Below are 19,633 nucleotides of genomic sequence, written 5' to 3'. Positions count from 1 at the left end.
ATGGAAATAGGCGGTAGTTCTAAAAATACATCCGTAGATTTAAGTGAACTTTATAAAAGTCAAGAAAATGTTAAGGGTACAAAACCTGTTGAAGTGAGCAATCTACATGGCGAAAAAGAAAACAGTGAAAATGAAATTAAAGATGCAGTCAAAAAGTTGAATAAATTTTTAGAAGATGGTACTCACCTTCAATATGAAAAACACGATTTTTTTAATCAGATGATTATAAAAGTAGTAGATAACGATACTAATCAAGTTATAAAAGAGATTCCATCAAGAAAAATACTTGATGTGGTAGCTAAAATGTGTGAAATGGCTGGTGTTTTAGTAGATAAAAAGGCGTAGCATTGGACTAAAAGTTGTAACCAATTAGAACAAAAACGTAACCCACTAGGACAAAGCTGGGAGGATTATTATGGAATTTAAATTGAATAAAATTGATGTTGAAATAAGACAGAGAGTTAAAAATACAACCAAATCGGGGGTAGTTCATAGAAAAGATTCAATAACTGTAAATAAAGATAGAAATCCAAGGGATAACTCAAAAACTTACGAAGAATTTAGGGGTAAGCTCTTAAAATATAAGAAAAATCATAAAATAACTGTTGGGGCTTTTAAAAACACTCAATATGATGTAGAGGTTTTTAAAGAAACTTTAGAAAAAGAGCAAAGAAGTATTGGAAATTTTATAGATACTAAAAAGTAGGGGTGAAGGAGTATGGCAATGAACGCTTATGGTAATGCATTTAATACTTATAAAAGCAATAGTGTAAATTTCGCATCAAAGGACCAGTTGCTTTTAATGTTAGTAGATGGAGCTGCAAAATTTGCCAAAATAGGTAAACAGGCCATTTTAGATAAGGATGCTAAAAAGGCTCATGAGAATATTGTAAAAACTCAAAATATATTTTATGAGTTGATGGCTACGCTAGATGTGGAAATGGGCGGCGAATGGGCAAAAAGCTTAATGAAAGTTTATGATTTTATAATTCGACGACTTATGGATGCAAATATAAAAAAAAGTCAAGAAATTATGAATGAAGTAATCCCATTAATTGAGGATGTTCGCGATACTTGGAATGAAGCTTATAAAAAATCTAAAGGTGGAAAGTAAAATAGGGGGTTGTTATAAATGACAAGTATTTATGCGAGTACTACTAGCACAGCTAGCAGCACTTCAAGTGCTAGTTTATTGAGAATACCGGGTATGGCATCTGGTATTGATACAGATGCTGTAGTAAAGTCTATGGTTTCAAATTATCAACTTAAGATAGATAAGGCAAATCAAGACAAACAGACATTAGAGTGGAAGCAGGAAGGGTATAGGGATATTATTAAAGGAATAAAGGGATTGCAGGAGTATTATGACCCACTTTCAAGTAAGTACATGTTATCTGGGAATTCCTTGAATACAAACACAGTGACTAATGCTGATAGCACTATTGTTTCAGGAATAGCTAGTTCAAGTGCTAAAGCTGGAGTTTATAAGGTGGAAGTGCAACAATTAGCAGAGCAAGCCAAAATATCTGGGGCTTCATTAAATTCTATTATTGATGTGCCCAATGCAGCAGCAGAATCAGCATGGAGTGGTGTTACATTGATTATAGGGGGTACTACTCTAGCACCCCTAGATTCTATATCAGATACAAATGCAAATGGAACATCTTTAGATGAGATTGTTGCAAATATTAACAGTAAAATATCAGCAACAGCTTTAAATGGTACAGTTTCAGCTTCATATGTAAGTGATGCAAACGGTAACCATATAAAATTTACTACTACTAGTTCTACTAGTTTAAGTATGGCTGCATCTACTCCTGCAGTATTAGGTTCAATTAGCTCAATTAATAGTCAAATTTCATCAAGTTCAAAATTATCAGATTTAAGTGTTGCTAATATGGGTTTCAGTTTATCTTATGATTCAGCAACTACAGCATCCCCAATAGCAATTAATGCCACAGCTACGGATACCATACAAAGTTTAATTGATAAAGTAAAGAGTGCAACTAGTGGAGCAGTTACAATGAGTATAGATGATACAACTGGAAGAATTTCATTTCAGTCAAAAAATTATGGCTCGGTATCAAGTTTGAAAATTTCAGGAATTACTGGAGACTCAAGTAAATTAGGTATCGCTGCAGGAGCAGTAACAGGTAAAGATGCTATAGTATCCATTACTGCACCGGGTCAGACAGCTACGACCACTACTCAAAGCTCTAATCAATTCGCCGTAAATGGTATTACTTATAATCTTGCGGGGGTTAGTGCATTAGGTGTTACTACAAATGTAAGTGTAATAGCAAATTCAGACACAGCAGTAACTAATATCAAAAGCTTTATTGAGGATTATAATACGTTAATATCAACTATTAACACTAAATTAACAGAAACAAAAAATACTGCTTATGCTCCATTAACTGATGCACAAAAGACAAGTATGAGTGAAAGCCAAATTACAGCATGGGAAGCCAAAGCAAAGGTTGGTGTACTTAGAAAAGATGACTACTTAAGTACCTTAATGACTCAATTAAGAGGTACAATTTATTCGCCAGTTTACAATAGTTATGATAAAACAGTTCCGAGCACTGGTAAAGTAGCTTTGAATTTTGGTAGTTATGGTACTGGATCTATAGGTATAGATATATCTAAAGATTATACTGATGGTGGTAAACTTGTAATTACGGATGAGGCTAAACTTAAGGACGCTATTACAAATAATATTGATGAGTTTAAAAAATTATTTATTGGGTCTTCTAGTGCTACGTTAGGCTCAACTGAAGCTTACATAGGTTCAGAAAAATACAATGAAGATGGTATATTTAAGAAAATGGACACAATAATTAGAGATTATGTATCATCACCAGGACTTGGGGATGATGGTACTTACTCATTGAGTGGGTATATGAACATATTTGTAAATAAGCAATATGATCACAGTGCTTCAGGAACTTCGGGTAAAAACACACTACCAGATCAAGTGTATAGCAAAACGTTAAGTGTTGCTAAATTCCAAGCTGAACTTGAGGCGGCTTCAACAAGGTATTATGCTAAGTTTACTGCATTAGAAACAGCCATGAGTGCTTTAAATTCGCAACAGGCTTCACTTGCATCTATGCTTGGAACAGGCGCATAGATGTAAGTAATAGTTTGTAATAATTATTGTCAATTTTAACTAACATAAAGTGGGTGATAAATTGAATATAGAAGAACATTTTATTAAATATAAAAATATTACTTTAATTATTATTCAAAAAGTTAAAGCAGAAAAATATGATGAATTAGATGAAATTTTTTATCAAAGGCAGTTAATTTTAGATGAAATGTATACTGCTAATTATTCGAAAGTAGAAATGAACGAATATTATTTAAAATATGAGATAGAAAAATCAAATAAATTATTAGGTTCCGAAATGAAAATAAAAAGAGAATATTTGTTGAAAAAAATGAAACAAAACAAAAAAAGACAAGTAGGAATGGCAGGTTATAATAATATATCGGCTAAAGCGGTATTTTTGAGCAAAAAAATTTAGTGATGAATTAGTTACCACAAGATATCGTACATGTAAGTTTTAAACTAAAGGAAAAACATTTGAAGAGATACAAATCTTTAAGTGTTTTTCTTTTGTTATGTCTCACAAGTGAAGATTATTTATGAGTAATTGTGATAAAAAAATTAGCAATGTTATGAGATAAAAAATATTTTGGTCAAATTAATAAAACACTAAAATTATTTTGAAAAACTATAAAGTATATATTATAGTGTACGATATAAATAATAGTACTTAGGAATAAAAATAGAAAAATTTAGTAGGTACAGCAACAAGTAGTTAAGCTCAAATAGCTTAACTATATATAGTGGAACAAGGATGTCCACTTTAAAAATCAAGGAGGAATTTATTATGATAATTAATCACAACATGAGTGCAATGAATGCTAACAGGAACGTGAATATTAATTCTACAAGTGCTTCTAAATCAATGCAGAAATTATCTTCAGGTCTTAGAATCAACAATGCAGCAGATGATGCAGCAGGTCTTGCAATATCAGAAAAAATGAGAGGCCAAATTAGAGGATTAGATCAAGGTTCAAGAAATGCTCAAGATGGTATTTCTTTAATCCAAACTGCTGAAGGTGCTCTAAATGAAACTACTAGTATTCTTCAAAGAATGAGAGAACTTTCAGTTCAATCAGCAACTGCGACAAATACTACTGCAGATAGAGCTGCAATTTCTACTGAATTTACGCAGATGAAATCTGAAATTACGAGAATAGGAACTCAAACAGAATTTAATACTAAAAAACTATTATCTGGTTCTTTCAAAGTTACTGGATTAGATTTCCAAATTGGAGCAAATGCTAGTCAAGTAATTAACTTGAAGATTAATAGCATGACTGCAAGTGGATTAGTACTTGTTGGTGCGTCAGTAACGACAGCTACAAATGCACAACTTGCAACTTCATTATTAGATACCGCTATAGCATCTGTTTCAACTGAAAGAGCTAATCTTGGATCAGTGCAAAATAGACTAGAGCACACAATCAATAATTTAAATACATCATCTGAAAACTTACAAACATCAGAATCAAGAATTAGAGATGTTGATATGGCAAAAGAAATGTCAGAGTTCTCAAAGAACAATATCTTAAGTCAGGCTGCACAAGCTATGCTTGCTCAAGCAAACCAACAGCCACAACAGATTCTTCAGTTATTAAGATAGTAATAGTTAAAAAAGAACAAAAAGATTTATGTTTGCTGAAATGAATTAGATAGTCGGCTTAAAGAACTTGCTAAAAATGCAGTGGAACAGGGATGTCCACTTTAAAAATCAAGGAGGAATTTATTATGATAATTAACCACAACATGAGTGCAATGAATGCTAACAGGAATGTGAATATTAATTCTACAAGTGCTTCTAAATCAATGCAGAAATTATCTTCAGGTCTTAGAATCAACAATGCAGCAGATGATGCAGCGGGTCTTGCAATATCAGAAAAAATGAGAGGCCAAATTAGAGGATTAGATCAAGGTTCTAGAAATGCTCAAGATGGTATATCATTGATCCAAACAGCTGAAGGTGCTTTAAATGAAACTACTAGTATACTTCAAAGAATGAGAGAACTTTCAGTTCAATCTGCAACTGCAACAAATACTACTGCAGATAGAGCTGCAATTTCTACTGAATTTACGCAAATGAAATCTGAAATTACAAGAATAGGAACTCAAACAGAATTTAACACTAAAAAACTATTATCTGGTGCTTTTTCTGCAACTGCATTAGACTTCCAAATTGGAGCAAATGCAAATCAAAAAATTTCTTTAAGTATTAAGAATATGACTGCAACTGGATTGCTACTTACTGGAGCATCAGTATTATCAGCTGGTGGTGCTCAATCTGCAACTGCATTATTAGATACTGCTTTAGCTAAAGTTTCAACTGAAAGAGCTAATCTTGGATCAGTGCAAAATAGACTAGAACACACAATTAACAATTTAAATACATCATCTGAAAACTTACAAACATCAGAATCAAGAATTAGAGACGTTGATATGGCAAAAGAAATGTCAGAGTTCTCAAAAAATAATATTCTAAGTCAGGCTGCACAGGCTATGCTTGCACAAGCAAACCAACAACCACAACAGATTCTTCAGTTATTAAGATAAGAATAGTTGGAAAATGAACAAAATTGATTTGTGTTCCTTAAAATGAATAACATTTCAATAAACTATTAGTATGTAAGCAACACCAAACGTTTAACTATTAATACAGTGGAACAGGGATGTCCACTTTAAAAATCAAGGAGGAATTTATTATGATAATTAATCACAACATGAGTGCAATGAATGCTAACAGAAATGTAAATATTAATTCTACAAGTGCTTCTAAATCAATGCAGAAATTATCTTCAGGGCTTAGAATTAATAATGCAGCAGATGATGCAGCCGGTCTTGCAATATCAGAAAAAATGAGAGGTCAAATTAGAGGATTAGATCAAGGTTCAAGAAATGCTCAAGATGGTATATCTTTAATCCAAACAGCTGAAGGTGCTTTAAATGAAACTACTAGTATTCTTCAAAGAATGAGAGAACTTTCAGTTCAATCAGCAACTGCAACAAACACTACTGCAGATAGAGCTGCAATTTCTACTGAATTTACGCAAATGAAATCTGAAATTACGAGAATAGGAACTCAAACTGAGTTTAATACTAAGGCTCTGATAGGTGGTGCTTTTAGTGGTGCTGCTGCTGCCTTGAAATTCCAAATTGGACCAAATGCTAGTCAGACAATTGATTTGAATATTAAGACTATGACTGCAACTGGGTTGGTAATTACTGCTCTAGTATTAGTAAATACAGCTACAAATGCACAGATAGCAACCACAGCATTAGATAAGGCTTTAGCATCTGTTTCAACTGAAAGAGCCAATCTTGGATCAGTACAAAACAGACTAGAGCATACAATTAACAATTTAAATACATCTTCTGAAAACCTACAAACATCAGAATCAAGAATTAGAGATGTTGATATGGCAAAAGAAATGTCAGAGTTCTCAAAGAATAATATCCTAAGTCAAGCTGCACAAGCAATGCTTGCACAAGCAAACCAACAGCCACAACAGATTCTTCAATTATTAAGATAAGAATAGTTAAAAAAGGAACGGAATTAATTTCTGTTCCTTTTTTCTGTTAAAGTATTTTATATTTTCTACGAATATAAAAGTAGATGAAAATGTGGGGGAATTGTTATGAATGAAATTAATGAAATATTATTAGAAGATATTAAGAAAATTAACTTGAGTGCTGAAGAAAGATATATAATAGAAAATAGTAAGGACAACAAGAAAATATTAAAAATAAATAAAGATGGAAAATTTGTATATTTAGGAAGTAAATATACAGTAGAAAGAGATATTGAGAAGTTTAACACTAATATTAACAAAATAAATACTAATAGTATTATTATGGTTTGGGGATATGGAACTGGAGAACATATTATAGACTTATTAAAAAAATCATCTAGTAGTAATAAAATTCTTGTTATTGAACCAGATGAAAAAATATTAATAGAAAATTTGTTGTGTAATAATCTGGATATAATATTAAATGATGATAGGGTTTTTTTGTTTTCTTATAAAAAAGAAAATCTGAAACAATTTTTAAGCGAAAATGTAAATCAATTGGAAATTAATAATGTAGAACTTGTAACTTATGCAAATTATGATAAGATATATGGTAAAGAATATAAAGAGTTTTGTGAGAGCTTTTTTGAGTTTGTAAATAATACAAGTATAGAGTTAATTACATCTTTACATTTTTCAAAACAATTTTTCACCTGCTTTATGAATAATATTAAAACCATAGTAAATAGCATAACTATAAATAAACTTAAAAATCAATTTGATGGAAGACCCGCCATAATAGTTTCAGCAGGTCCTTCTTTAGAAAAAAATATTTGTTTCCTAAGGGAAGTACAAGAGCAGTTTATAATTATAACTGGTGGTAGAACCCTAAAGGCCCTTTTAGATGAAGGGATAACACCTGATTTTGTATGTACTGTAGATCCTGGAGAAGCTTCTTATACTGTAATTAAAGAAGTATTGCATAGTAAGGTACCTTTAGTATTTAGTGAAGTAAGCAATTATAAAATTGTAAATGAATATAGTGGAGAAAAAATCTTTTTTAAAGATATGGATTTTGCAGATATCACAGATGATTTGCTAGGTATAGAGGTAGATATTTTGAAACAAGGTGGTTCTGTAGCTCATGTTTGTATTAGCTTAGCAGGGTATTTGGGTTGTGATAAAATTATCTTAATAGGTCAAGATTTAGCATATACAAATAACAAATACCATGCAGAAAGTGCAAAAAACAATGAACAAAATAGTATTTCTGTAGATGAAAAATATTTATATGTAGATGATATATATGGCGAAAAAGTTCCTACAACTATGATTTTGGACTTTTACAGAAAAAACATAGAGCGAATGGTAGTAGCCAATGAACATATTACTTTTATTAATAGTACAGAGGGTGGAGCTAACATTGAAGGAACCTTAGTAATGCCCTTAGGGGAATCTATTCAGAAATATTCCTACAAGGAAGGTATAGATAAAGACATAGAATATATATTAAACAGTGATTCACAAGTTAATAAACAAACTGTAATTAAAAATATAATTAAAATATTGAAATCAATTAGTAGTATAGAAGATATATGTAAAAAAGCTATTGTATATACTTCTAGGATGTATAAGCATTACGATAAAAATTCAATAGTAGATATAAATAATGTCATTACCTGCTTAGATAAATTAGATTACAAACTAGAAAAAGAATTAATAAAAGTAAAAAGTATTAAAAAGTTATATATCCCTTTAGTGGCAAGGGTTATGGTATCGGAGGAATTTAAGGAAAGAATTGACGAAAATGGAAAACAAAAAGGAAAAAGAGTTGCACTGAAAAGTGAATCAATGTATAAAGGGCTTCTAGAAATAGTCAAAGAAGCTAAGATAGAACTTAAAAAAGTAGAAGAGAATTTAATATAATAATGCACAAGAGTAGGGGGAGGATTTAATAATGAACGAGCAATTTGAAACTTTGCAAAGTGTAAAAGAATATGTGGTTAATTTGATAAATGGAATAGAAAAAGCAGTGGAATATTTTCAAGCTGGAGAAGACAAAAAAGGATGCGATTTAATTCCACCTATTACAGAAGGTATACAATGGATGAGTGAAGCTTTGATGCTTACAAAAGACGTTCATCACCAAAAAATTCAATTAGAGGTTATGAACGGAAAATTAAAGGAAATAGTGGAGGCTCTTGAAAATGAAGATTTTATTTTAATTGGTGATTTGTTTCAATATGAATTAAAACCAATACTTGAGGATATTCAAATGAATATTAATAAGGTCCTAGCAAGCTAAATAGATGGTGGAACAATTTTCATATTTATTTAGTATGATGAAAGTCTACTTTATTTAATAAATTTAAAAGGATGCAATATTATGAATAGAAATATTAAAATAATCAATACGAGAGAATCTAATGTAACTTTAGTAGTAGAAAATGTTTTCCTTCATAGTAAGTACTACCCCTTAAAAGAGGGAAAAAAATTTATAGAATTAAATGAAAAGTTTTATAAAAGTAAAGACGTGGTAATGGTTTATGGTTTAGGACTTGGATATCATATTAAAGAATTGTTAAGGAGATGTAATGAAAATTGCAAAATATATATTTTTGATGCGGATAAAGAAATATTAGATATAGCTGATAACTTAGGTAACTTGGAAGATTTAAGAAAAGATAAAAGAGTGAAAATATTTGATAACTATTCACAAAAATTTTTACAAAATTTTATGAAAGTAGCAGAGCTAGTAGATGATATATTGATATATAAACCTTGTGTTAAGTTGCTTTCAGATGAATACATAACTTTGAAAAATATACTTGAAGATTATAATGTGGCTAAAATAGCTGTAGAAAGATTTAGCAAAGTTATGAGTGAAAATTATGAACATAACTTAAGGCTAATAACTCCTACAATTAAAGAATTCTTTAATAAGATAAATGTTAAGGGAAAAACAGTTATAATAGTAGCAGCTGGACCGTCTTTGGATTATGATATAAATACTTTAAAAAAGCTAAATGGAAAAGTTAAGATATTTACAGTTGGAAGGGCTTTAGAAACGCTTATGAAAAATGGAGTTTATCCAGAGATGATTACTATAATAGATCCACAGGAAGTAGTATGTAATCAATTAAAGGGATATGAAAATTTAAATATTCCATTATGTTTTCTAAGCACTGCATCTAGGTGGGCTGTTTCAAATTATAATGGACCTAAATATATGTTTTACAATGAACAAAATAAGGACAATATAATAATAAATACAGGGAAAACTGTTGCAGTAGCAACATTAGATATAGCAATAAAGGGTGGGGCTAAGGAAATAATATTTGTGGGACAAGACTTAGGGTTTTTAGATAATAAAAGTCATGCAGGAACAATAAACGATGTTCTAGAAGATGGTGGTTATAAAAAGGTGCTAAGTGTTAGTGGTAGCATGATAAACACAAATGATGGTTATATGTATTTTAAAAGACAGATAGAAAAAGAAATAGAAGAGAACCACAATGTGAGATTTATAAATTGTAGCAAAGGGGCTAGGATAAAGGGTACAGTGGAAATGGAATTAGAAGAAGTAAAAAAATATATTTTTTAAGAAGGGTAACATATAACAAAAGAACAGCTTAAAAAATTAGTATCAAGGTAGAACTAAATATAAATACTTAGGTAGGTGATATTAAAATGAAAGTGGTATGTATAGTACAAGCTAGAATGGGCTCTACAAGATTACAAGGAAAGGTCCTCATGAACATTTGTGGGAAATCCGTTTTAGAACATGATATAGATAGATTAAAAAGGGTAAATAATATAGATAAAATAGTTATTGCAACTACAACATTAGAAAAAGATGATGCGGTAGCTGAAGAAGCTAAAAGATTAGGAGTTACATTTTTTAGAGGTTCGGAAGAAGACGTTTTATCTAGATACTATTATGCAGCTAAAGAAAATAATGCAGATGCAGTTGTAAGAGTTACTAGCGATTGTCCACTTATAGATAGTGAGGTTACTGAAAAAATAATCGGATATTATATTAATAATGGAGAAAAATATGATTATGTAAGCAATACAATAGAAAGAACCTATCCAAGAGGTTTAGATATAGAAGTATTTAGCTATGAAGCATTAGATAGAGCATTTAATGAAGCCACAAGTCAAAAAGATAGGGAACATGTAACACCATATATATGGGATAATACTAAAAAATTTAAGTTAGCACAATGTAAAAATGATATTGACTATTCAAATTTAAGATGGACGCTTGATACTGAAGAGGATTTTAAACTTATTAATACTATATTTAAATATTTATATTGTAAGAAGGAAAATAATTTTAATATGTTTGATATCTTAGATTTATATAGAATTCATCCAGAACTAAAGGAGATAAATAAATCTATAGAACAAAAAATAATTTAAAAAATATTTGGAGAAGTAAATGAAAAAATATTTAAAAAAAGTAGTTGAAAGTGATTGTAAGATACTATTTCAATGGTCTAATGAGAAACTAGTGAGGGGAAATTCATTTAGTTCAAAGGCAATAACCTTCGAAGAACATATGGAGTGGTTTAAAAAAAGATTGGGTTCTAACAGTTGTTATCTATACATATTTTGTATAGATGAAAATCCAGTTGGACAGGTGAGACTAGATGTGGAAAATGAAATTGGAACAATTAGTTATAGCCTAGATAAAGATTATAGAGGACAAGGATTAGCAATAGAAATGCTTGAATTATTGGAAAATCAGATTTATGAAAGTAATATGAAAGTTAAGATTTTAAAAGGTTACGTAAAGAGTGGAAATTTAGCCTCACAGAAGGTTTTTCAGAGGCTTCAATATGACAACAAAACTGAAAACAACAATTTTCGATTTTTAAAATATCTTTAAATGGGGGGGGGGGAGCTATATGAGTAACTTAATAAAAATTAGTGATAAAGTTATTTCTCTAAATTCATCCGTATTTATAGTGGCGGAAATTTCAGCTAATCATAATGGAAGTTTTGATAATGCAGTAAAACTTATAAAAGAAGCAGCGAAAGCAGGTGTAGATGCAATAAAACTTCAAACATATACCGCGGATACTATAACTATTAATTGTGATAATGAGTATTTTCAAATAAAACAAGGAATTTTATGGGACGGTAGAAATCTTTATGATTTATATAAAGAAGCTTATACTCCTTGGGAATGGCAACCAAAACTAAAAAAAATAGCTGAAGAAGAAGGTTTAATATGTTTTTCCTCACCGTTTGATAAAACAGCAGTAGACTTTTTAGAAGAAATGGGTGTGCCTGCATATAAGGTAGCTTCATTTGAAATTACAGATATTCCATTAATAGAATATATGGCATCAAAAGGAAAGCCTATGATTTTGGCAACGGGAATTGCTACATTAGGTGAAATACAAGAAGCCATTGATGCGTGTAAAAGAGTAGGTAACGATCAAATTGCGATTTTAAAATGTACTAGCGCTTATCCAGCACCGTTAGAAGATATGAATTTAAAAGCTATACCTAATTTAGCAGAAACCTTTAATGTGGTGTCAGGCTTATCTGACCATACGATAGGTATTTCTGTACCTATCGCGGCTGTAGCACTTGGAGCTAAAATTATAGAAAAACATTTTACCTTATGTAGAGCAGATGGCGGACCAGATGCAGCATTTTCTTTAGAGCCTGATGAATTAAAAGCTATGGTGAAATCAATAAGAGAAACTGAGAAGGCTTTAGGATCTGTTACTTATGATTTAACTGATAAAATGAAAAATAGTAGGTCATTTTCCAGGTCATTATTTGTTGTTAAGGATATTAAAAAAGACGAAGTTTTTACAGTGGAAAATGTAAGATCTATTAGACCAGGTTACGGAATGCATACTAGGTATTATAATGATATAATAGGAAAAAGAGCAAAAGAAGATATTAATAAAGGAACGCCTATGGAATGGAAGTTAATAGACAATTAATTTAGTGATTAGTAGTTAATTCTACTAATCATTTTGTTATCTATTAAATAAATATAAACTATTGATGAAATTACACGAGTATTGTAGTATATACTATTCAAAGATTAAGTAATAATTGTAGTAGGAGGATTAGAATGGGATATTACACAGGAAAAAAAATTCTTATAATTGGTGGAACAGGTACTATAGGACATGGACTTATAAAGGAACTTGTTAAGCAAGAGCCAAAGGTAATAAGAATACTTAGCAGAGATGAATATAAACAATTTATAATGGAAAATGAAATTGATGATGATAAACAGTTTAGATTTTTGATCGGTGACGTTCGAGATTATGAGAGAGTAGAAAGAGCAATGAATAACATAGATGTAGTATTTAATTTAGCAGCAATGAAACATGTACCAGCATGTGAGTATAATCCTAGTGAAGCTATTAAAACTAATATTGTGGGTATGGAAAATGTAATAAAAGCAGCTATGCATAATAATGTGGAATGTGTAGTGTTTACAAGTTCAGATAAAGCCATTAATCCAGCTAATTCTTACGGAGCTACAAAGCTTTTAGCAGAAAAATTAGTACAAGCAGCTAATTTTAACAAAGGTAATTGTAGAACTAGGTTTGTTGCTGTTAGATTTGGAAATGTCATGGGATCTAGGGGTTCAGTAATACCACTATTTAAAAAACAAATTGAACAAAATAGAAAGATTACAGTTACAGATCCAGAAATGACTAGATTTATGATGACTTTAACTGAGGCAGTAAATCTTATTATGGATGCTGCTAAATATTCAGTAGGTGGAGAAGTTTTTGTTCTGAAAATGCCAGTAATTAGACTTTATGACCTTGCGGAAGTAGTTATTGAAGAGACCTGTAAAAAACTAGATATAAAAATAGAAGATGTGGAGTTGCATACTATTGGACTTAGGGCTGGAGAAAGAAAATTTGAAGAACTTATGACTAAGGAAGAGTCTGAATTTGCCTTTGATTTAGGTGATATGTACTCGGTATTGCCATCAGCATATTTAGAAAATTTGTATGAATTTTATGAAAAACATAGAAAAGCTAAAATTCAAAGCTATAATTCATCTGATAAAAATATTTTACTTAAAGAGGAAATTAGAACATTACTAAAGGAAGAAGGTTTGGTGTAAATAATGAAAATAGCTATTCGAGCAGATGGTGGCGCAAACATTGGCATTGGACATATAATGAGAACTTTGGTGTTAGCAAAAGAGCTCTGTAAAATTCATGATGTTTTTTATGTGTGTAAAGTAGATAATCCATTAAGTGAAAAATATAGAATAGGTATTGAAAAGGCAAAATCACAGGGATTTGTAGTTAGGACTATAAGAGAAGATTTTATATTACTTGATTTAAATGATATACAAGCAGATTTGCTAATTACTGATAGTTACGATGTTGATGAAAAGTATTTTGATGAGACTAAAAGAATGTTTAATAAAACAGCATATATAGACGATATGAATTTATACTATTTTAATGTGGATTTTTTAATTAATCAGAATATAGATGGTGATGATTTTGAATATAAAGTTAATCCTGATACAAAGCTACTTATAGGGCCGACTTATATAATGTTACGAGAAGAATTTAGAGGGACTTGTAAAAAACATTTAAAAATTAATGTGAATGATATAATGATAACAGTAGGTGGTGGAGATCCACAGCATGTTACAGAACAACTTTTAGAATATGTAGAAAAGTTAGAGTATAATTTTCATGTAATTGTAGGCCCTTCTTTTGATAAAAAGGGTTTTTTAAAGAACTTTGAAAGCCCTAAAATTAGTTTTTATTACAATGCTAATATGTATGAAATTATGCAAAAATGTGATATAGCTATTTCAGCTTGTGGAAGTACATTATATGAATTAGCAATTTGCGGGATAGCGACTCTAGGGATTATTGTTGCGGAGAATCAACAAGGAATAGCTACTAAGTTAAGTAAAATGGGAATAATAAAAAATATGGGATGGTACGATAAATTAGATAAAGATATGTTTGCAAGCGAGTTAAATGACTTTTGTAATGATTATGGAAAAAGAAAAGAAATCTATACTAGGGCTAAAGAAGCTATTGATGGAAATGGTGTGAAAAGAATAGTGAAAAATTTGATTAGGAAAATATGATTAGTTTAAGGGGAGTGAATACATATGAATATATTAGTAACAGGTGGTGCTGGTTTTATTGGTCGCTGGGTAGTTAAAAGATTATTAGAAGATGGTCATATAATAACAGTATTGGACAATCTATCTAATAGCAGATTAGAAAATATAGAAGAGTTCGAGGGTAACAATAGTTTTAGATTTGTAAAAGGAGATATACAAAGCGAAAAGACTTTGGACAAAATTTTCAAAGAAAAATTTGATATAATATTTCATCTTGCAGCTTCAATAAATGTTCAAGATAGTATAGACAACCCAAGAACTACGTTTTTCAATGATACAGTCGGTACTTTTAATATACTTGAAAAAGCTAAAGTTCAGATGTTTGGCAGAAATGGATATATGGATGGAGAGGGATGGATTTTAGATTCTAAGGAGAATACCCATCCATGTAAGGTAGTTTTTATGAGTACTTGTATGGTGTATGATGCAGCAAATGATGAAGGAATAGATGAAAACCATCCTACAAAACCTATATCACCATATGGCGGAAGTAAAATTGCAGCCGAAAACATGGTATTATCATATTATAATGCTTATAAGCTTCCAACTGTAGTTATAAGACCTTTCAATACCTATGGACCTTTTCAAAAGTCTGGTGGAGAAGGTGGAGTTGTTGCAATATTTATTAAAAATTCTCTGAATGATAGTGGTATAAAAATATATGGTTCTGGTGAGCAGACAAGAGACTTGTTATATGTAAAAGATTGTGCAACATTTGTAGTTATGGTTGGTTATAATAATAAGGTTAATGGTGAAGTCGTGAATGCTGGTACAGGAAGAGATGTAACTATTAATGAGTTGGCAATAATCATAGCAAAAGATAGAGTATTGATTAAACATATTAAACATATTCATCCTCAAAGTGAAATAATGAAGTTAAAGTGTAATTATACTAAGGCCAAAAATATTGTAGGGTGGGGACCTCAGTACGATTTAGAAGAAGGAATAAGAGAAACAGAAGAGTGGATAAGGAATACTAAAATCATTTGAAATAAAAATACTCACTCTAATTAAAGTTAGGTATTATGAGATGCAGACATTCTTGGGGAAATGGCCAATGGCAAATAAATAGTGTGGAAGAAGTAATTGTGAGTTGGAGAAAGAGTATATAGGGGTTAGTCTAATGGACATAGGAGCATTATCAATGGTAATGAGTCAATCAAAGGTAAAAGAATCAGCAGGTATAGCAGTAATGAAGATGGCAATAGATACTGGTAAGGAAACTGCTACTCAAATGACAGAAATGACAAAGAATCTTGCAGTAGACCCTAATGTAGGGCAGAACTTGGATGTATGGGCATAGTAGTTGAAGTAGTATATGTATGAAGATATAGAATTGTAGCAGGAACTTCAATGTCATGTTGGGGTAGAATTTAATAGAGATCATGAGCTAAGTTGTTATAAATGAAATAAGCTAGAAACAAAGGTAAATATTCTTTATAACACTTGATAGTGAAATCAGGGTGACAATTAGAATGAGCATTAGTGACTAAAGTAGTAGTTACAGTGCTTATTTTATTGTATTTTTAAAATTAATTTATTACTATTATAGTTTAAAACTTAAGTTGGTATAGTTAGTATATCTTTAAATTCTTTATTACTAATTTGTAGTTAACAAAAGGTAATAGTATATGGGATAGGTATTTTATAAAATTAAGCCTTTAACCAGGTGGGTGAATAATATTAATAGAAAAACTAAAATTGATAAGGCAAGAATAATATTTGTAATGAGCATAATTTTTTTTATAATATCCATTTTCACTAAAATATATAGCACAAGCATGATTTTAAAAGAAAATACAATGAAAGTGATTTTAAATAATTCTAATCAGAAGGTATTAAAAAAAGAGAGTGAAAAACATGCAGAGAAAATAAGTTATATTTTAAAGATTTCAGATACATTAGGAGAAGCTTTAAGTTATATTCAACTAAATTATAAAAATGGTACAAAATCGCAGGTGAAAATAGTATTAAATGATTCTATAGATGGAGTAAATAGTATAAGTAGCGCATTAGAAACGATGAATGAAGAGTTAGCCAATAAAAATGTAAGGGCAGAAACAAATAAGTTAGAGGCTCGACTTAAAGAATTAATGCAGGCACTTATTGAGAATAATTTTAAAACTGAAGAAAGTATTATAAATTCAATAATTTCAGATGATTACATGGATTGGAAAAAAATATAGAAAATGAATTTAGATAGTATTCGGACATTTTATATTGCAATCTTAATTAGTATTGGCGGATGGATTATTATTTTAATCTTAGTTTGTATATGATATAATAAAAACAAAGGATTTAGGCGGTGAATTTATGGATAATGTAATACTAGATATTTTAAAAGAAATGCAGAGTGATATGAAATCAATGCGAGGCGATATGAAGTCAACACAAAGTGACATGAAGTCGATGCAAAGTGATATGAAATCAATTAAAACAACACAGGAAGAGCATACTCAAATATTGAGGGCTTTTAGAACATAAAACTGATGTTATATCAGCACAGCAGGAAAATTTGAAGCATGAAGTTGCAGAAATTAAAGGTGAAGTTAAGAGTATAAGAAAAGACATGAGTAGTGTTGAAATTATAACAGCAAATAACTGGTCTGATATTGCTAAACTAAATGCCATAAAATAATATGTAGTATAAGTTAAAGCATTAGATGGAGAAAGCATAAAAATGGAATAAAGTGAAATATTATAATGAGTATTAGTGGTTGCAATGATAGCTATTGGTACTCATTTTGTTGTAAGGTCATTTACTATGCTGTGTGGAGAATATTTAAAGAAATCTATATAAAGTTATTAATGTTTTAAACGATGTATTAAGTGAGATGATAAACAAATTCAAATAATATTTAATAACCTAATTATGTAACATATGCATATTGAGCATGGATGATTAATAAAACTATCTAATTTTTCAGAAAATTAAGACGATAGTTTTGTTAATCACCTATTTTATTAATTGCCTAGAAACAAATATTATAAAAAATTATTATTTTAAATCATGAGGGGTGATGTTTTGTGAGTACTAATAATCAAGTTATAATTCAATTAGGAGCAATTAAAAAAATAATTGCAGAACTAGATGAAATAGGTAATGCTTGTTTTGAGCCATATTTAAAAATTAGAGTCGATGAACTACAAAGTTTTATTTCTAGTCTTCTTGTGGTCGGCAATATATCCTCTATGGAAGATGTAATATATGAAAAAATGCTAGAAGTTAAGAATACTAGACCAGACCTCCATTTCAAGTTATATATGTTATATAGAGATCTTGTCTGTGGTAGGATATCAAAAGAAGATGCAAGTAATTCTTTTGAAAGTTGCTTAAGTTCATATCCACAGGATGTTATGGTATATTGATATTGTAGAAATTGTGGGAATAAATCATTTATATTTTAAGAGTGAAGAGAGTAGGGGAAAAAGGTACTAAAGTTAAATGTAGTATCTTCGATATATTAGAATAGGTATTAAATAAAAAAAGTTTAATGGAGTTGATTAAATTTATGAGAATAAATAAGAATATAGCATCTATAAATATATATAGAGAATATAGCAAGAATCTTATTAAACAGGGTTCATCCTTAGAGCGCATATCTTCTGGAATAAAAATAAATAACTCAAAAGAAGATCCTAATGCAATGGCTCAAAGTGAAAGGTTTAGAATGCAGATAAGAGGACTTCAAATGGCAGGGAATAATGCTCAGGATGGAGTTAGCATGCTTCAAACCGCAGAAGGCAGTCTTGATGGAATAACTAGTATGTTACAAAGGGTTAGAGAGTTAGTAGTACAAGCTGGAGGTACGACAACTGATTCGGACAAAGCAGATATTCAAAAGGAAATAACGCAAATGTTATCTGGAGTAGATGATATGGCTAATAATAATGAGTTTAATGGAGTTAAGCTTTTAAATGTTGGTGCTGCTGCAGGTCCTATAGGGGTGGCTACAGGTGCTATACCAATGGTTACAGGTGTCATTTCAGGTGAAAAAATTGACATACCAACATACAATTTAACTGCAATTGGTTTAAAACTTAGGGATGGGACAACAGACCTAGTCGATGTAACCAATACAGATACTGCGCTTTCATTAGGACTTGTAGATGATGCTCTTGATGCTATAATGGGTGCAAGAAGCAAATTTGGAGCTTTAGAAAACAGATTCCAAAGCTCTTCTGATTCTATAATAGCAATGTCAGATAAAATTCAATCAACTGAAAGTAGTATTAGAGATACTGATTTAGCTACTGAAATGATGGAATACTCTAAATATAACTTACTTGTAGAAGCTGGAAATGCAATGATGGTTCAATCAAATCAATTACCACAAAATGCATTAAAGATACTAGAAAATGTTAGAAGTAGATAAAGAACTCAATTTGGGTTCTTTATTTATTTTTTGAATGAATATTTTAATTTTAAGATTGACCATGACCTAATTAATAAAAAAATTAAATATACAAGTAAACGATTTTAATGCAATATTAATAGTATTTAAAATAATTAATTGTCTATTTTTGCAACTTAAACTTGTAAAGTGCGTATTACATATTAGAATATGAATTTATATTAGTAGTTCACACCCATTTTTATATTAAAAATACTAGAATTAGATTGTTACTTAATTTTATGCGCCAAATATATATAATTCATATACAAATTACAACAATAATGTATAATATAACTTATTTGCTTAAATAAATATTGAATGTTATAAATAACCAAAAAATAAACCATAATGCCTCAAATATGCATTCTAGTATTAATATTTAGTAACTTAAATTTAAATGTTAACTAAATTAATAAAAATAAATAAAAAATATATTCACTAAAATAAATAAATAGTATATAAT

The 19,633-nt window shown here is 30.0% G+C and carries 23 protein-coding genes; all 23 read left to right on the top strand.

Features of this window, described 5'->3' with window-relative positions:
• The 23 genes from VIM70_RS04090 (at window position 1) to VIM70_RS03980 (ending at window position 19,149) form a co-directional block, all read left to right on the top strand.
• On the top strand, window positions 1-345 hold the full coding sequence (locus tag VIM70_RS04090) for a flagellar protein FlaG (RefSeq protein ID WP_331944371.1): 345 nt from the start codon (window positions 1-3) through the stop codon (window positions 343-345).
• 70 nt (window positions 346-415) lie between these two features.
• A complete protein-coding gene (locus VIM70_RS04085) occupies window positions 416-706 on the top strand; it encodes a hypothetical protein (RefSeq protein ID WP_331944369.1) in 291 nt (96 codons plus the stop codon).
• A 12-nt stretch (window positions 707-718) separates the two neighbouring features.
• Window positions 719-1,114: a flagellar export chaperone FliS gene (gene fliS / locus VIM70_RS04080; RefSeq protein ID WP_414648657.1), complete on the top strand. Its 396-nt coding sequence runs from the start codon at window positions 719-721 to the stop codon at window positions 1,112-1,114.
• Window positions 1,115-1,132: 18 nt separating this feature from the next.
• Window positions 1,133-3,133, top strand: a complete 2,001-nt coding sequence (gene fliD, locus VIM70_RS04075) for a flagellar filament capping protein FliD (RefSeq protein ID WP_331944367.1) — start codon at window positions 1,133-1,135, stop codon at window positions 3,131-3,133.
• A gap of 61 nt (window positions 3,134-3,194) precedes the next feature.
• Window positions 3,195-3,530: a hypothetical protein gene (locus VIM70_RS04070; protein WP_331944365.1), complete on the top strand. Its 336-nt coding sequence runs from the start codon at window positions 3,195-3,197 to the stop codon at window positions 3,528-3,530.
• 369 nt (window positions 3,531-3,899) lie between these two features.
• Window positions 3,900-4,718 (top strand): flagellin, encoded by an 819-nt coding sequence (locus VIM70_RS04065; RefSeq protein WP_331944363.1) that lies wholly within the window; start codon window positions 3,900-3,902, stop codon window positions 4,716-4,718.
• 125 nt (window positions 4,719-4,843) lie between these two features.
• On the top strand, window positions 4,844-5,662 hold the full coding sequence (locus VIM70_RS04060; protein WP_331944361.1) for a flagellin: 819 nt from the start codon (window positions 4,844-4,846) through the stop codon (window positions 5,660-5,662).
• Between the two features lie 149 nt (window positions 5,663-5,811).
• Entirely contained in the window at window positions 5,812-6,639 is an 828-nt protein-coding gene (locus VIM70_RS04055) for a flagellin (RefSeq protein ID WP_331944359.1), read from the top strand.
• Between the two features lie 105 nt (window positions 6,640-6,744).
• Window positions 6,745-8,544, top strand: coding sequence for a motility associated factor glycosyltransferase family protein (locus VIM70_RS04050; protein WP_331944357.1), 1,800 nt, complete (start codon window positions 6,745-6,747; stop codon window positions 8,542-8,544).
• Between the two features lie 31 nt (window positions 8,545-8,575).
• Entirely contained in the window at window positions 8,576-8,923 is a 348-nt protein-coding gene (locus VIM70_RS04045) for a hypothetical protein (RefSeq protein WP_331944355.1), read from the top strand.
• Between the two features lie 81 nt (window positions 8,924-9,004).
• Complete coding sequence (locus tag VIM70_RS04040) at window positions 9,005-10,222, top strand: motility associated factor glycosyltransferase family protein (RefSeq protein WP_331944353.1); 1,218 nt, start codon at window positions 9,005-9,007, stop codon at window positions 10,220-10,222.
• A gap of 86 nt (window positions 10,223-10,308) precedes the next feature.
• Window positions 10,309-11,043, top strand: a complete 735-nt coding sequence (locus tag VIM70_RS04035) for a glycosyltransferase family protein (protein ID WP_331944351.1) — start codon at window positions 10,309-10,311, stop codon at window positions 11,041-11,043.
• Window positions 11,044-11,062: 19 nt separating this feature from the next.
• On the top strand, window positions 11,063-11,512 hold the full coding sequence (locus VIM70_RS04030) for a GNAT family N-acetyltransferase (RefSeq protein ID WP_331944349.1): 450 nt from the start codon (window positions 11,063-11,065) through the stop codon (window positions 11,510-11,512).
• 19 nt (window positions 11,513-11,531) lie between these two features.
• Complete coding sequence (gene pseI, locus VIM70_RS04025; protein ID WP_331944347.1) at window positions 11,532-12,587, top strand: pseudaminic acid synthase; 1,056 nt, start codon at window positions 11,532-11,534, stop codon at window positions 12,585-12,587.
• 134 nt (window positions 12,588-12,721) lie between these two features.
• The gene (locus tag VIM70_RS04020) at window positions 12,722-13,738 is read left to right on the top strand and encodes an SDR family NAD(P)-dependent oxidoreductase (RefSeq protein WP_331944345.1); all 1,017 of its coding nucleotides are present in this window, start codon (window positions 12,722-12,724) and stop codon (window positions 13,736-13,738) included.
• Window positions 13,739-13,741: 3 nt separating this feature from the next.
• Window positions 13,742-14,734 (top strand): UDP-2,4-diacetamido-2,4,6-trideoxy-beta-L-altropyranose hydrolase, encoded by a 993-nt coding sequence (gene pseG, locus VIM70_RS04015; RefSeq protein ID WP_331944343.1) that lies wholly within the window; start codon window positions 13,742-13,744, stop codon window positions 14,732-14,734.
• Window positions 14,735-14,758: 24 nt separating this feature from the next.
• A complete protein-coding gene (locus VIM70_RS04010) occupies window positions 14,759-15,763 on the top strand; it encodes a dTDP-glucose 4,6-dehydratase (RefSeq protein WP_331944341.1) in 1,005 nt (334 codons plus the stop codon).
• Between the two features lie 133 nt (window positions 15,764-15,896).
• On the top strand, window positions 15,897-16,076 hold the full coding sequence (locus tag VIM70_RS04005) for a YjfB family protein (protein ID WP_331944339.1): 180 nt from the start codon (window positions 15,897-15,899) through the stop codon (window positions 16,074-16,076).
• A gap of 370 nt (window positions 16,077-16,446) precedes the next feature.
• Window positions 16,447-16,959, top strand: coding sequence for a hypothetical protein (locus tag VIM70_RS04000; RefSeq protein ID WP_331944337.1), 513 nt, complete (start codon window positions 16,447-16,449; stop codon window positions 16,957-16,959).
• 127 nt (window positions 16,960-17,086) lie between these two features.
• On the top strand, window positions 17,087-17,257 hold the full coding sequence (locus VIM70_RS03995; RefSeq protein ID WP_331944335.1) for a hypothetical protein: 171 nt from the start codon (window positions 17,087-17,089) through the stop codon (window positions 17,255-17,257).
• Window positions 17,258-17,288: 31 nt separating this feature from the next.
• Entirely contained in the window at window positions 17,289-17,411 is a 123-nt protein-coding gene (locus VIM70_RS03990) for a hypothetical protein (protein ID WP_331944333.1), read from the top strand.
• A gap of 389 nt (window positions 17,412-17,800) precedes the next feature.
• Window positions 17,801-18,142 carry a hypothetical protein gene (locus VIM70_RS03985; RefSeq protein WP_331944331.1) on the top strand — a complete coding sequence of 114 codons (342 nt, stop codon included), beginning with the start codon at window positions 17,801-17,803 and terminating at the stop codon, window positions 18,140-18,142.
• Between the two features lie 143 nt (window positions 18,143-18,285).
• Window positions 18,286-19,149: a flagellin gene (locus VIM70_RS03980; RefSeq protein ID WP_331944329.1), complete on the top strand. Its 864-nt coding sequence runs from the start codon at window positions 18,286-18,288 to the stop codon at window positions 19,147-19,149.
• Window positions 19,150-19,633: the final 484 nt, after the last annotated feature.

The organism is Clostridium sp. (assembly GCF_036569345.1).
GTDB lineage: Bacteria > Bacillota > Clostridia > Clostridiales > Clostridiaceae > Clostridium_AD.
The sequence above is the reverse complement of the archived record's forward strand: the minus strand, read 5'-3'. Positions and strand labels throughout refer to the sequence as shown.